Raw genomic sequence first — 13028 nt, 5'->3', positions numbered from 1 at the left:
TGTTGCCGGAGCCTCAAATCGTCGCCGGTCCCAAAACGGGGATCGGAATATCGACCTTCAAGAACGGGAGCGGGCTCTTCCTCCAATGACGACCGCGGCTTAAACCCGCGGACGGCCCGCTCGAACGGCCTCGATGATGTCGATGGCGGCCCGGACGCCGCCTTCTATATCCAGTTGGGAGTTATCTAGCAAGTAAGCATCGGGGGCAGGTTTCAGGGGCGCAATCGGCCGATTCTGGTCGCGTTCGTCGCGCGCAATGATGTCGGCCAGCACGGCCGCTTCGTCCGCCTCCTCGCCCCGTGCCCTGGCCTCCATGGTGCGGCGATGGGCACGGACCTTGGGGTCGGCGACGACGAAGATCTTCACGTCCGCATCGGGGCAGATCACGGTTCCAATATCGCGGCCGTCGAGGACAGCGCCGGGCGGGTCGAGGGCGAATTGCCGCTGAAAATTGACCAGGACCTCGCGAACCCTGGGAATTGCGGAGACCATGGAGGCGGCCTCGCCGATCTGCTGGGTCTTGAGGACGGGATTGCCGAATTTTTCCGGATCAAGTTCCAAAGCCACCGCAACGGCGGCCGCCTCGTCACGCAGGTCGGCGCCCGCCTGGATCAGCGCATGGGCGACAGCGCGGTAGATCACGCCGGTATCGAGGTGACGATAGCCGTAATGATGTGCGAGGCGCTTGCCGAGCGTGCCCTTGCCGGAGGCCGCGGGGCCGTCGATGGCGATGATCATGAAAAATCGGCCCCCAGCGAACGCATCATCGGAATGAAGTCGGGAAAGCTGGTGGCGATGAAGGCGGTGTCGTCGACCTTTATGCCCCTGTCGGACGCGCAGCCCATCACCAGCGCCGACATTGCGATCCGGTGATCCATATGGGTGGCGACGAGACCGCCGCCGGGCACGTGGCCCCTGCCCTCGACGATCAGATCATCGCCGGAGATCTCGACCTTCACGCCGTTGACGCGCAACATGTCGGCGGTCGCCGCCAGCCGATCGGATTCCTTGACTCGCAGCTCGTGCAGGCCGCGCATGATGGTCGTGCCTTCGGCGAAGGACGCCGCCACCGCGAGCACCAGATACTCGTCGATCATCGACGGCGCGCGCTCCGGCGGCACCTCGACGCCGCGCAGTTTCGAGGCGCGCACGCGCAAGCTCGCCATCGGCTCGCCGGCATCGCCGCGAACCTCGCTCTCCTCGATCGAGCCGCCCATTTCGCGGAGCGTCGTGAAGAGCCCGGTGCGCAGCGGATTGGTCATGATGTCGGACAGCACGACATCGGAGCCTTCGGCAATCAGCGCGGCAACGACCGGAAAGGCTGCCGAGGAAGGATCGGCGGGCACCACGACAGCGGCGCCGTGCAGCTCAGGCTGGCCGACGAGTGTGATGTGGCGACCATGCCGGCCTTCCGCTACCGACGTGATATCGGCGCCAAAATGCTTGAGCATCAGCTCGGTGTGGTCGCGGCTCGCCTCGCTCTCGATGACGGTCGTCGTCCCCGGCGCGGCCAGGCCCGCCAGCAGCACGGCCGACTTGATCTGGGCCGAGGCCACGGGCGTCTTGTAGGTGATCGGCAGGGGATCGCGCGCGCCCTGGAGCGTCAGCGGAAGACGACCGCCCTCGCCAACGGCGACGACCTTGGCTCCCATTTTCTCCAGCGGATCGAGCACCCGGCCCATGGGACGGCTGCGCAGCGAGGCGTCGCCGTCGAATACCGCCGAGATCGGGCAGCCTGCGACGGCCCCCATCACCAGCCGGCAGCCGGTCCCCGAGTTCCCGAAATCCAGGGGCGCGTTGGGCTGCGCAAAGCCGGCCACGCCGACCCCGCGCACGCGCCAGGCAAAATCCCCGGTGCGCTCGACCGTGGCGCCGAGCGCCTGCATGGACTTGGCGGTGTTGAGGACGTCCTCGCCCTCCAGGAGGCCATTGATCCGAGTTTCGCCGACCGACAGCGCGCCCAGAATGAGCGAGCGGTGCGAAATCGACTTGTCCCCGGGGACCCGTACGTTCCCGGTCAGAGCGCCGCTGGCGCGGGACTGAAGTGGTCTCGGTTGGTCGGAATGAGCCAAGATTGTGTCCTTGAATGCCCGCAGGTGGACCTCGAATGGTCCCCGGGGGCTCGCGGGCGCAGGTATCACATGGTCAGTCCGCCGTCACGGGCATGTCTTTCCTCCGCAATGCGCTATTGACAGCGGGCCGCCAACTAGCCAAGTGAAGCACCGCTTTTCAGACATTCCCAGGATTCCTGCCGTGGCCAAGTCCGAACTCGGAACCAAACGCATTTGCCCGACCACGGGCAAGAAGTTCTATGACCTCAACAAGAATCCGGTGATCTCGCCATATACTGGCGAGGTGGTGCCGATTGCGCCGGTGGCGCCGGCGCGCCCGACCCGCGGCGCCGAAGCGCGCAGCGTGGCCCAGGACACCGCGCCGGAACCGGCCGAGACCGAAGAGATGGTCTCCCTCGAGGAGGCCGATGCCGAGGAGAACACCGGCAAGGTCAAGGCCGCCGTGCCCGAATCAGAGGACGACATCGAGGTCGATGAGACCCTCGAGGACGACGATGACGATGATTCGACCTTCATCGCCGACGACGAAGAGGGTGATGAGGACGTAACCGACATCATTGGTGATGTCGGAGGTGATGAAGAGACTTGAGATAATTCCAGAACTGTGGTTCTGGGTCTTTCCCGACGCGCTGCCCAAGGCGTGCCGGATGGTTAAGGGGCCATAGCTCAGCTGGGAGAGCGCTTGCATGGCATGCAAGAGGTCGGCGGTTCGATCCCGCCTGGCTCCACCACGCTCCGCCCTTCGGGCTACGCGTGGCGCAGCCGCGCGGTGCCCGAAGGGCGAAGACGGACTGCCACACGTTCTATCCCCGCTTCCCCTCAGACGACTGCCCCGACGTGAGCCATCAATGTGGTACGTCTACATCATCCGCAGCATCGAGTTTCCTGATCAGGAATACATCGGTGCCACGGAAGATCTGAAGCGACGGGTCCCGGAGCACAACGCCGGCAGATCCGCTCACACCGCGAAGTTCAAGCCGTGGAAGCTGGTCTGGTACTGCGCTTTCCCTGACAAACTGAAAGCCTTGGCGTTCGAGAAATATCTCAAGTCGCACTCAGGCCGCGCCTTCTCGAAAAAACGGCTCTGCTAGAGCCGCCCGCCCTACTCCCCAATCACCGCATTCAGCCGATCGCGCAACGCGACGATCTCGTTTTTCATCGCGACCAGTTCGGGCACCGTGCAGTCGGATGCGGCCAGGATCGACTGCGGCACGCTGCGCGCCTTGTCTTTCAATGCCTGTCCCTGCGGCGTCAGCGCGATCAGCACCTTGCGCTCGTCCTCGGTCGAGCGCGTGCGCTTGACGAGTTGCGCGGCCTCGAGGCGCTTGAGGAGCGGCGTGAGCGTGCCGGAATCCAGAAACAACCGCTCGCCGATATCCTTCAGCGGCACGCCGTCGCGTTCCCACAGCACCAGCATCACCAGATATTGCGGATAGGTCAGGCCGAGCCGGTCCAGCAGCGGCTTGTAGACGCGGTTGAAGGCATGCGCGGCCGAATAGACCGCAAAGCAGATCTGGTTGTCGAGCCGCAGCGGCTGGTCGGCGGCCAGTTGTTTCCGAGCCATGGAGAACCTTTCGAGATTCGCTTCGCATTGTGAGACGCCGCGACGGCCAATTCAATTGCGAACAATTAAATGTGAGGCTGCCCCATTTTAGATTGCGCGCAATCTAATTGTCTGCAATATGGGCGCACCCCAACCGGAAACCAGGGAGACGACGATGTCCGTGAATGTCCTCTACAAGACCAGCGCCAAGGCCACCGGAGGCCGCGACGGCCATGCTGCGACCCTCGACGGCGCGCTGGACGTGAAGCTCACCACCCCGAAGGAGCTCGGCGGCGGAGGCGGCGCGGGCAACAATCCCGAGCAGCTGTTTGCGGCCGGCTACGCCGCCTGCTTCATCGGCGCGATGAAGTTCGTGGCCTCCCAGGGTGGGCCGAAGGTTCCCGCCGACACCTCGGTGACCTCGACGGTCGGCATCGGTCCGCGCTCGGCGGGCGGGTTTGGCCTCGACGTCGAGCTCGTGGTTTCGCTGCCCGGCGTTCCCCGCGCGGAGGCCGAGGCACTGGTCGAGAAGGCCCATCAGGTTTGCCCGTATTCCAACGCGACCCGTGGCAACGTCGACGTCCGCCTGAAGGTTGCGTGAGGCCAAAGGCGACCCTGGCTGGCCCGAGATCCCCCTCGAGCCAGCCACTCGCCGCCTTGCTACGCCACGTCGCGGGATGGCCGCGGCGGCGCATGCGGCTCTACGCCGGGAGCCATTGCTGGCTCTTGCGAACCTCGCTAGGCCTGTGATCGAACAGAGATCAACGAGCCGAAACGAAGGTTGCCGTCATGACTTCCGAAGTAGCAATCGGTGCGATGAGTGGACTGCGCGTCATCGATCTCACGCGCGTGCTCGGCGGCCCCTATTGCACGCAGATTCTCGCCGACCACGGCGCCGACGTAATCAAGGTCGAGCCGCCCGCGGGCGATGAGGTGCGCGAGTGGGGACCTCCCTTCCATGAGGAGGACGCGGCCTACTTCGTCGGCATCAACCGCAACAAGCGCTCGATCGGCCTCGACCTCGCCTCCGAAGGCGGCCGCGCCGTGCTGCTCAAGATGCTGGAGACGGCCGACGTCCTGATCGAGAATTTCAAGCCCGGCACGCTGGAGAAATGGGGCATCGGCAACGAGGTGCTGCGCGAAAGATTTCCGCGCCTCGTGCATTGCCGGATCTGCGGTTTCGGCGCCGACGGCCCGCGCGGCGGCAATCCCGGCTACGATGCCATCATCCAGGCCATGACCGGCATGATCGCGGCGACTGGCTCCAGGGAAAGCGGACCGATGCGGATCGGCGTGCCGCTGGTCGACATCACCACCGGACTCTATGCCGCGATCGGCATTTTGATGGCGCTGTCGGAGCGGCAGCGCTCAGGGCTTGGGCAATTCCTCGAGACCACGCTCTACGAGACCGGCCTCGCCATCATGCATCCGCACACCGCGAACTACTTCATGCACGGCAAGCCCCCCGGCCTGACCGGCAACGAACATCCCAATCTCGTGCCCTATGCGATCTTCCCGACCAAAACCGACGACATCTTCATCGGCGTCGGCAATGACGGCACGTTCCGCAAGCTGGCCAAGGAGATCGGCAAGCCCGAGCTCGGCACGGACCCGCGCTTTGCGCGCAACAAGGACCGCATCGCCAATCGCGAGGCGCTGCGCGCCGAGCTTGCCGCGGTGTTCAGCCAGCACGAGGCCGAGCCGCTGTGCGACCGCCTGCTCGCGGCCGGACTGCCCGCGGGCCCCGTGCAGAAGATCGACCAGGCATTGAACAATCCGCATACGATCTACCGCGGCGACGTCATCGAGAAGGACTGGTACAAGGGCGTCGCCTCGCCGATCCGGCTCGATCGCAGCAAGCCGAGCCTGCGCCGCGTGCCGCCGAAATTCAGCCAGCACGCCGCAGAGGTGCTCGGCGAGTTCGGATATTCCGGGGCCGAGATCGAGACGTTGGTCGAGAACGGCGTGGTCTGCGGTCCCGAGCGCAAGCGCTGAGGGTTGTGACGGGAAAAGAGCGCACGGCACCGACGCTGCGCTCCCTCCCCCTTCTCGCGGGGGAGGGTTGGGGAGAGGGTGTCTCCCCAACGGGACAATCCACCAGAGGATGGAGCCCTCACCCGGCGCTGCGCGCCGACCTCTCCCGCAAGCAGGAGAGGTTAAGGGGAGCCCGGAGCTGCACCGATTCTACGTACGCCATTCGCCGCCGACGGTACTCGCTTTTCGCCCAACGATGCCGCACTGCGGCGCGACGCACGATAGTGCGCCGCGGACGGCCTGCCTTGCGAAGGCCTCTTCGCCTATTTGACGGCTTCCCTTTTGCGGCGCTTGCCGCTTTCGTTTCGGCCGCTTACACAGTCACGTGAACGTCACATGGCGCTGCTAGCGCAAGCGCACTTTGATGACGGCCCAAGGGAGGTTTACTTGATGGCTCTTCGACAATTTGCTGCGGCTGCCACCATTGCCGCCACGTTCGGCTTTGCCGCCTCGCCTGCGCTGGCCGCGACCGAAATTCAGTGGTGGCACGCGATGACGGGCGCGAACAACGACGTCATCGTCAAGCTCGCCAACGACTTCAATGCGTCGCAGAGCGACTACAAGGTGATTCCGACCTACAAGGGCAACTACGCCGACACGATGAACGCCGGCATCGCGGCCTTCCGCGCTGGCAATGCGCCGCACATCATGCAGGTCTTCGAGGTCGGCACCGCGACCATGATGGCCGCGACCGGCGCCGTCAAACCGGTCTACAAGCTGATGGCCGAGACCGGCGAGAAGTTCGACCCCAAGGCCTACCTGCCCGCGATCACCGGCTACTATTCGACCTCGAAGGGCGAAATGCTGTCCTTCCCCTTCAACTCGTCATCCACGGTGATGTGGATCAATCTCGACGCGCTCAAGAAGGCCAACATCGCCGACATTCCGAAGACCTGGCCGGAAGTGTTCGACGATGCGAAGAAGCTGAAGGCCGCCGGCTATTCCACCTGCGGCTTCTCCGGCTCCTGGGTGACCTGGGTCAACCTCGAGCAGCTCTCCGCCTGGCACAACGTGCCGCTCTCGACCAAGGCCAATGGTCTCGACGGCTTCGACACCGTTCTTGAGTTCAACGGTCCGCTGCAGGTCAAGCATCTCGAGAACCTCGTCGAGTTGCAGAAGGACAAGACCTACGACTATGCCGGCCGCACCAACACCGGCGAGGGTCGCTTCACCTCCGGCGAATGCCCGATCTACCTGACCTCCTCGGCCTTCTTCGGCAACGTCAAGGCACAGGCCAAGTTCAACTTCACCGCGGTGCCGATGCCCTACTATCCGGACGTCAAGGGCGCCCCGCAGAACTCGATCATCGGCGGCGCCTCGCTGTGGATCATGGGTGGCAAATCGGCCGACGAGTACAAGGGCGTCGCCAAATTCCTGACCTTCCTGTCGGACACCGATCGTCAGGTCTACATCCACAAGGCGTCCGGTTATCTGCCGATCACCAAGGCGGCCTACGAGAAGGCGAAGGCCGAGGGCTTCTACAAGGATCAGCCCTATCTCGAAACGCCGCTGATCGAGCTGACCAACAAGGAGCCGACCGAGAATTCGCGCGGCCTGCGGCTCGGCAACATGGTGCAGCTCCGCGACGTCTGGTCGGAAGAGATCGAGCAGGCGCTCGCCGGCAAGAAGACCGCCAAGCAGGCGCTCGACGCCGCCGTCGAACGCGGCAACACGATGCTCCGGCAGTTCGAAAAGACCGCCGTGAAATAAGGCGATGGGCGGCAGGCCGATCGCGCGACCTGCCGCCCCACCTCACATCATGCAAAAGCAAGCCATTTTCCAATCAAGGCTATTGCCGTTCGCGCTGGTTGCACCGCAGCTCGCGATCGTCCTGATCTTTTTCTACTGGCCTGCACTGCAGGCCGTCATCCAATCCTTCCTGCTGCAGGACGCCTTCGGTCTTTCGACGAGCTTCGTCTGGTTCGACAACTACGTCGAACTGTTCAAGGAGCCCGCCTATTTCGAGGCGATCGTCCGGACCTTCTTCTTCTCGTTTGCGATCGCGCTCTCGTCGCTGTCCCTGGCGCTGCTGCTGGCCGTGATGGCGGACAGGCCGATGCGCGGCGGCATGCTGTATCGCACGCTGCTGATCTGGCCCTATGCGGTCGCCCCGCCGGTCGTCGGCGTGCTCTGGATCTTCATGCTGCATCCCTCGCTCGGTGTCCTCTCGCGCTATCTGCGCGACATGGGAATCGACTGGAATCCGCTGCTCAATGGCAATCAGGCAGCAACGCTGGTCATCCTCGCCGCCGCCTGGAAGCAGATCTCCTACAATTTCCTGTTCTTCCTTGCCGGGCTTCAGGCCATCCCGAAGAGCGTGATGGAGGCGGCGGCGATCGACGGCGCCCGCCCAATGCGGCGGTTCTGGACCGTGACCTTCCCGCTGCTGTCACCGACCATCTTCTTCCTCCTGGTCATCAACATCGTCTACGCCTTCTTCGACACCTTCGGCATCATCGATACGATGACACGTGGCGGTCCTGGAACATCGACGGTAACACTGGTCTACAAGGTCTATACCGAGGGGCTCCTGGGCGGAAATCTCGGCAGCTCCGCGGCACAGTCGGTGATCCTGATGATGCTCGTCATCGTGCTGACGGCAATCCAGTTCCGCTTCGTCGAACGCAAGGTGACCTACTGATGGTCGAGGAAGAGGGCATCCGCCGCTACGTCGCCCATATCATCCTGTGGATCGGGATCGCGATCGTCGCCTTCCCCGTCTACATCGCGATCGTCGCCTCCACCCAGGACAACGCGCTGATCGCCAACGGTCAGATGTCGCTCTTGCCGGGCGGACATTTCTTCGAGGTCTACTACCAGACGATTTTCGTCGGCACGAGCGGCTCGACTCGCGAGCCGGTTGGCAACATGATGTTCAACTCGCTTGTCATGGCGCTGCTGATCGCGGTCGGCAAGATCGCGATCTCGATCATCTCGGCCTATGCGATCGTCTATTTCCGCTTTCCATTCCGGATGGCGATCTTCTGGATCATCTTCATCACGTTGATGCTGCCGGTCGAGGTGCGCATCTATCCGACCTACAAGATCGTCGCCGACCTGCACATGCTCGACAGCTTTGCCGGCCTGTCGCTGCCGCTGATCGCATCGGCCACCGCGACGTTGCTGTTCCGCCAGTTCTTCATGACGGTGCCGGACGAGCTCCTGGAAGCCTCGCGTATCGACGGCGCCGGGCCCCTGCGGTTCTTCTGGGATACGCTGCTGCCGCTCTCGCGCACCAACATGGCGGCACTGTTCGTGATCCTCTTCATCCTCGGCTGGAATCAGTATCTCTGGCCGCTGTTGATCACGACCCGCGACGACATGCAGACCATCCAGGTCGGCATCCGCAAGATGATGACCACCAACGATGCGCTTACCGAATGGCCGATCGTGATGGCGACGGCCGTGCTCGCGATGCTGCCGCCGGTGTTCGTCGTCGTCGCGATGCAGAAATTGTTCGTGCGCGGCCTGGTCGAGACGGAAAAGTGAGTTTTCATGGCTAACGTCACTCTGCGCAACGTCCGCAAGACCTATCCCGGCGGCTTCGAGGCCATCAAGGGCGTCGACGTCGATGTGGGCGACGGCCAGTTCTGCGTGCTGGTCGGCCCCTCCGGCTGCGGCAAGTCGACGCTGCTCCGCATGGTCGCGGGGCTCGAGACCATCACCGGCGGCGAGATCGACATCGGCGGCCGCGTCGTCAACCAGGTCGAGCCCGCCGACCGCGACATCGCGATGGTGTTCCAGAACTACGCGCTCTATCCGCATATGAGCGTCTACAACAACATGGCCTATGGCCTGCGCAATCGCGGCATGGCGGAGGCCGAGATCAAGACCCGTGTCGAGGAAGCCGCGCGCGTGCTCGAGCTCGCACCGATGCTCGAGCGCAAGCCGCGCCAGCTCTCAGGCGGTCAGCGACAGCGCGTCGCCATGGGCCGCGCCATCGTGCGGCAGCCAAAAGTGTTCCTGTTCGACGAGCCGCTGTCCAATCTCGATGCCAAGCTGCGCATCGCGATGCGCGTCGAGATCCGCAAATTGCAGCGCCGGCTGAACACCACGTCGATCTACGTCACCCACGACCAGCTCGAGGCGATGACGCTGGCCGACATCCTCGTCGTGATGAATGGCGGCCAGGTCGAGCAGATCGGCAATCCGCTCGCGATCTACGAGAAGCCGGCCACGACGTTCGTCGCGTCCTTCATCGGCGCCCCGCCGATGAATCTGATGTCGACGCGGCCGGACGAGATCAAGACGCAGCTCGGCAGCAATGGCCGCGTGGCGGAAGCCGGCATCCTCGGCATCCGCCCGGAGGACTTCGTCATCACCGACCAGACGCCCGCCGGCGGCGTCGCGCTCGCCCTCACCGTGGAAGCGATCGAGCGGGTCGGCGCCGAGACCTTCGTCTATGGCTCGCGCCGGCAGGACGAGCAGCAGGTCGCAGCGACGCCCGGCGAGCTGCCGCCCGGCGAGGTCATCGTCCGGATCCCCGGAGCCGAGGCCCCGCCGATCGGCGCGAAAATCCGGGTCGCGGCAGTCCGCCAAAAGCTGCATCTGTTCAGCGGCGACGGGCGGACGCGGATCGAGGCCTGAGTCAGCGCCAGACGGCCCGCCCGCTGCCGTAGCCGGGGTGTTTCGCCTCAAAATCATCGAGAAGCAGCAAACGAGCTGTCTTGAGCGTTTCGATGCCGTCACCGCAGGCGCCTAGGTTGCGTGCATCCTCTATCAAGTCATAGAGGGCAAGCATGAACTGCTGATAGTCCTCGGCGTTGCCCGGCTGCGGCACACCATATGAATCGGGCATGGGAATTCTCGATTACTGGTGCGATATCTTAAAACAACCCCATGCACAGTAGAAGGGGACTTGTTTTCATTGGCATAATTCGTCCCGAAACGTCATCGTGCTCAGACTTGCGTCTCAGGGCGACGGCGAGGTCCGGCCCTTACGATCTGTAAGCATCTGCGATGGCAAAATGACCGCGCTGGGCGTCACGGCCCATCCACAGCCCCCGGCTAGGTGCTTGAACCCGCTCGGGGATATGCCCATATTGGGTCATAAGGGGTGCCATTCAGGGCCCTGAAACGTCAAAGTCGCTTTCCGCGAGGACTTTGTAAACTATGTCTCGTGTTCCCACGTTATCCAGTCCGTTCCTGCTGGGCTTCGACGAGATCGAGCGCGTGCTCGATCGGGTCGTCAAAGGCGCCGACGGCTACCCTCCCTACAATATCGAGAGGTGTGACCGGTCGGACGGCCAGCCCGAGCGGTTACGCATCACGCTGGCGGTCGCCGGCTTCACCCGCGACCAACTCGATGTAACCATTGAGGAAAACCAGCTCGTGATCCGCGGGCGTCAGCAGGACGACAAGACCCGGCAATACATCCATCGCGGCATCGCCGCGCGCCACTTCCAGCGCACGTTCGTGCTGGCGGAGGGGATGCTGGTGCTGGGTGCGGATCTGAAGAACGGGCTGTTGTCGATCGATCTCGCCCGGCCGGAACCGGAAAGGATCGTTAAGACAATCGCTATCAATGAGCACGAATAATGGAACGAGTAGCGGACTCGACCGCTTAGTTTCGAGAGAGGAGTCGAGACCATGAGTAACGGTCACGTTGCGTTCGAATACGAAGCCAACAACGTCTCACCGGAGACGCTGGCAACCCTCGGCGAGGGCCACATCGCCTATGTGAAGCAGATCCGCTCGGAGGACGTGCCCGACCTGTTTCCCGAGGCGCCCAAGATTGCGCCGGGCCTGAAACTCTTCGCGCTCCACGCCGCCGACGGCACGCCGATCATGCTGACCGACAGCCGCGAAGCCGCGATCGCCAATGCCTGGAGCAACGAATTGCAGGCGGTGAGCGTGCACTGAGCGCACGCGTTTCGCAGATGAATTCCAAGCGGGCATGCCTTCATGCGAGGGCATGCCCGCTTTCTTTTTGAGGGGAGCAACCGGAATAGGCTGCCGGCGGCGGTTCCGGCGCAAACTGGATAGTCTTTGCGCGAAATGGATGGAAATGCTCCGCCACCCCGGGGCCGATGCCCGATGATTATTCTATATAATTATAACATCGAGCCGATTATGAGATAGCCCCCGTTGCCCGACGACACTTTCTACGTAGCTCCGGCCCTGTCGGGCTCCGGCTTTGACGCATTGCTCGCCTCGTTTGCCTCATTTGCGCCCACGATCAAACCTTTACCGCCCAAGATAGATACCGCATTCCACTGGCGTTCGGACGTCGTCATGGGACCAGGAATCAGCGTCTTGAGGACTCGGGTTTCCGGCGACTGGTCCTATTCCTGTGAGGCCGTTCAGGCAGACCTTGCGATAGGCTTTCTCGGCGCCGGCGCCTCCGACATGGTCGTGGGTACCAGACCCGTGCAACGGACGACGTCAACCGTCACTCTCGTCGCGCTTCCGATGCTGCAGCATCACAAGATCAGGACATCTGCCGACGGAAACCATTCGAACGTCATACTGAAGTTCGATGCTGGCATCGTCGCGAAAATGCTCAGCGCAATGTTCGGCAACGCCGCGCTGACGAACCTGGATCTCGCTCCGACCGTCGCTCTCTCGACGGGCACGGGACAGACCCTGCATCAGCTTGCCCGCACGATCGTCCTGGGCATGCATGATCCGCAGATCCTGAAGCACTCGTCGAAAGCGATGGCTCTGTTGACGGAAGCCACCCTGCGGCTCGTCTTCGAGAATGTGCCCCACAGCCTGAGCGGTCGGCTGGATCGTCGGACACCCGACGTGACGCCACGGCACGTCCGGCAGGCCATCGAGCACATGCGCGCCAATCTTCATCTACCGCTGACGATGGTCGACGTAGCGGTCGCCGTTGGCGTGAGCGAGCGCTCCCTGCAGCTCGGATTCCGCAGGTTTCACGATACAACGCCTGCGGCTTTCTTGCGACGAATCCGGCTGGAAGCCGTCCATGCGGAATTATCGAGCCCCGAAAACGAGCTGCCCGTGTACGAGGTCGCCTTGAAATGGGGCTTTACACATATGGGCCGTTTCGCCGCGCAATACCGTGCGGTGTTCGGTGCCTACCCATCGGAAACCGTCAAGCGCGCATTTCCGGACGATTAGGGCGTTGCTGCCGGAGCGTTGACGCTGACGCCGGATCCGGCGTGGTCGCGGCGCGCCTGGCAAGCGCCCCGTCAATCCTGGATGCAGCATCGCCCAGCCGACGAGAGAGGTCGGCCACCCCTGCGAGACTGGACGAAAGCTGCGACCTCGCAGACGTCAATTGCGCCTCGATCCTCTGGCGATCACCTGGCTCGATCACTGTGCTCTGCAAATCGTCTAAAGCGTGATGGCATTAAGTTCGATAGCCTGAATTTTTGAGGTAGTTGGCGCATTCCTCGGGGGTGAAGGCATCG

15 protein-coding genes and 1 tRNA gene are annotated in these 13028 nt (G+C 63.3%); 12 read left to right on the top strand and 4 right to left on the bottom strand.

Annotated elements, in window-relative coordinates:
• Nucleotides 1–99 precede the first annotated feature (99 nt).
• Together cmk and aroA are read right to left on the bottom strand one after the other, a co-directional pair.
• Entirely contained in the window at nucleotides 100–738 is a 639-nt protein-coding gene (gene cmk / locus SO139_RS22970; protein WP_449381520.1) for a (d)CMP kinase, read from the bottom strand.
• Nucleotides 735–2072 carry a 3-phosphoshikimate 1-carboxyvinyltransferase gene (gene aroA, locus SO139_RS22965; RefSeq protein ID WP_449381519.1) on the bottom strand — a complete coding sequence of 446 codons (1338 nt, stop codon included), beginning with the start codon at nucleotides 2070–2072 and terminating at the stop codon, nucleotides 735–737. The genes cmk and aroA overlap by 4 nt, the downstream gene beginning before the upstream one ends.
• A 181-nt stretch (nucleotides 2073–2253) precedes the next feature.
• On the opposite strand from aroA, the gene SO139_RS22960 reads away from it, so the two are divergent.
• The 3 genes from SO139_RS22960 (at nucleotide 2254) to SO139_RS22950 (ending at nucleotide 3163) form a co-directional block, all read left to right on the top strand.
• Nucleotides 2254–2661, top strand: a complete 408-nt coding sequence (locus tag SO139_RS22960; RefSeq protein WP_449381518.1) for a TIGR02300 family protein — start codon at nucleotides 2254–2256, stop codon at nucleotides 2659–2661.
• 66 nt (nucleotides 2662–2727) lie between these two features.
• Nucleotides 2728–2803, top strand: a tRNA-Ala gene (locus tag SO139_RS22955).
• A gap of 117 nt (nucleotides 2804–2920) precedes the next feature.
• Entirely contained in the window at nucleotides 2921–3163 is a 243-nt protein-coding gene (locus tag SO139_RS22950) for a GIY-YIG nuclease family protein (protein ID WP_449381517.1), read from the top strand.
• 11 nt (nucleotides 3164–3174) lie between these two features.
• Here SO139_RS22950 and SO139_RS22945 read toward each other — a convergent pair whose 3' ends face one another.
• The gene (locus SO139_RS22945) at nucleotides 3175–3636 is read right to left on the bottom strand and encodes a MarR family winged helix-turn-helix transcriptional regulator (protein WP_449381516.1); all 462 of its coding nucleotides are present in this window, start codon (nucleotides 3634–3636) and stop codon (nucleotides 3175–3177) included.
• Nucleotides 3637–3790: 154 nt separating this feature from the next.
• On the opposite strand from SO139_RS22945, the gene SO139_RS22940 reads away from it, so the two are divergent.
• From SO139_RS22940 to SO139_RS22915, 6 genes are all read left to right on the top strand, one after another.
• Entirely contained in the window at nucleotides 3791–4216 is a 426-nt protein-coding gene (locus SO139_RS22940) for an organic hydroperoxide resistance protein (protein ID WP_449381515.1), read from the top strand.
• A 188-nt stretch (nucleotides 4217–4404) separates the two neighbouring features.
• Complete coding sequence (locus SO139_RS22935) at nucleotides 4405–5610, top strand: CaiB/BaiF CoA transferase family protein (protein WP_449381514.1); 1206 nt, start codon at nucleotides 4405–4407, stop codon at nucleotides 5608–5610.
• 429 nt (nucleotides 5611–6039) lie between these two features.
• Nucleotides 6040–7359: a sn-glycerol-3-phosphate ABC transporter substrate-binding protein UgpB gene (gene ugpB / locus SO139_RS22930; RefSeq protein WP_449381513.1), complete on the top strand. Its 1320-nt coding sequence runs from the start codon at nucleotides 6040–6042 to the stop codon at nucleotides 7357–7359.
• Between the two features lie 49 nt (nucleotides 7360–7408).
• A complete protein-coding gene (gene ugpA, locus SO139_RS22925; RefSeq protein ID WP_449381512.1) occupies nucleotides 7409–8290 on the top strand; it encodes a sn-glycerol-3-phosphate ABC transporter permease UgpA in 882 nt (293 codons plus the stop codon).
• Nucleotides 8290–9138, top strand: a complete 849-nt coding sequence (ugpE, locus tag SO139_RS22920) for a sn-glycerol-3-phosphate ABC transporter permease UgpE (RefSeq protein WP_449381511.1) — start codon at nucleotides 8290–8292, stop codon at nucleotides 9136–9138. The genes ugpA and ugpE overlap by 1 nt, the downstream gene beginning before the upstream one ends.
• 6 nt (nucleotides 9139–9144) lie before the next feature.
• The gene (locus SO139_RS22915) at nucleotides 9145–10236 is read left to right on the top strand and encodes a sn-glycerol-3-phosphate import ATP-binding protein UgpC (RefSeq protein WP_449381510.1); all 1092 of its coding nucleotides are present in this window, start codon (nucleotides 9145–9147) and stop codon (nucleotides 10234–10236) included.
• A gap of 1 nt (nucleotide 10237) precedes the next feature.
• Here the strand turns inward: SO139_RS22915 and SO139_RS22910 are convergent, their stop codons facing one another.
• Nucleotides 10238–10447: a hypothetical protein gene (locus SO139_RS22910; RefSeq protein ID WP_449381509.1), complete on the bottom strand. Its 210-nt coding sequence runs from the start codon at nucleotides 10445–10447 to the stop codon at nucleotides 10238–10240.
• Between the two features lie 314 nt (nucleotides 10448–10761).
• Here SO139_RS22910 and SO139_RS22905 point away from each other — a divergent pair, with 314 nt between their 5' ends.
• The 3 genes from SO139_RS22905 (at nucleotide 10762) to SO139_RS22895 (ending at nucleotide 12735) form a co-directional block, all read left to right on the top strand.
• Nucleotides 10762–11187, top strand: a complete 426-nt coding sequence (locus SO139_RS22905; protein ID WP_011083554.1) for an Hsp20 family protein — start codon at nucleotides 10762–10764, stop codon at nucleotides 11185–11187.
• Between the two features lie 51 nt (nucleotides 11188–11238).
• Nucleotides 11239–11511 (top strand): BQ00720 family protein, encoded by a 273-nt coding sequence (locus SO139_RS22900; RefSeq protein WP_027528273.1) that lies wholly within the window; start codon nucleotides 11239–11241, stop codon nucleotides 11509–11511.
• A 225-nt stretch (nucleotides 11512–11736) separates the two neighbouring features.
• Complete coding sequence (locus tag SO139_RS22895; protein ID WP_449381508.1) at nucleotides 11737–12735, top strand: AraC family transcriptional regulator; 999 nt, start codon at nucleotides 11737–11739, stop codon at nucleotides 12733–12735.
• Nucleotides 12736–13028: the final 293 nt, after the last annotated feature.

The organism is Bradyrhizobium sp. UFLA05-89, from assembly GCF_059803475.1.
Note: the sequence above shows the minus strand (reverse complement) of the source record. Positions and strands in the feature narration are given on the sequence as shown.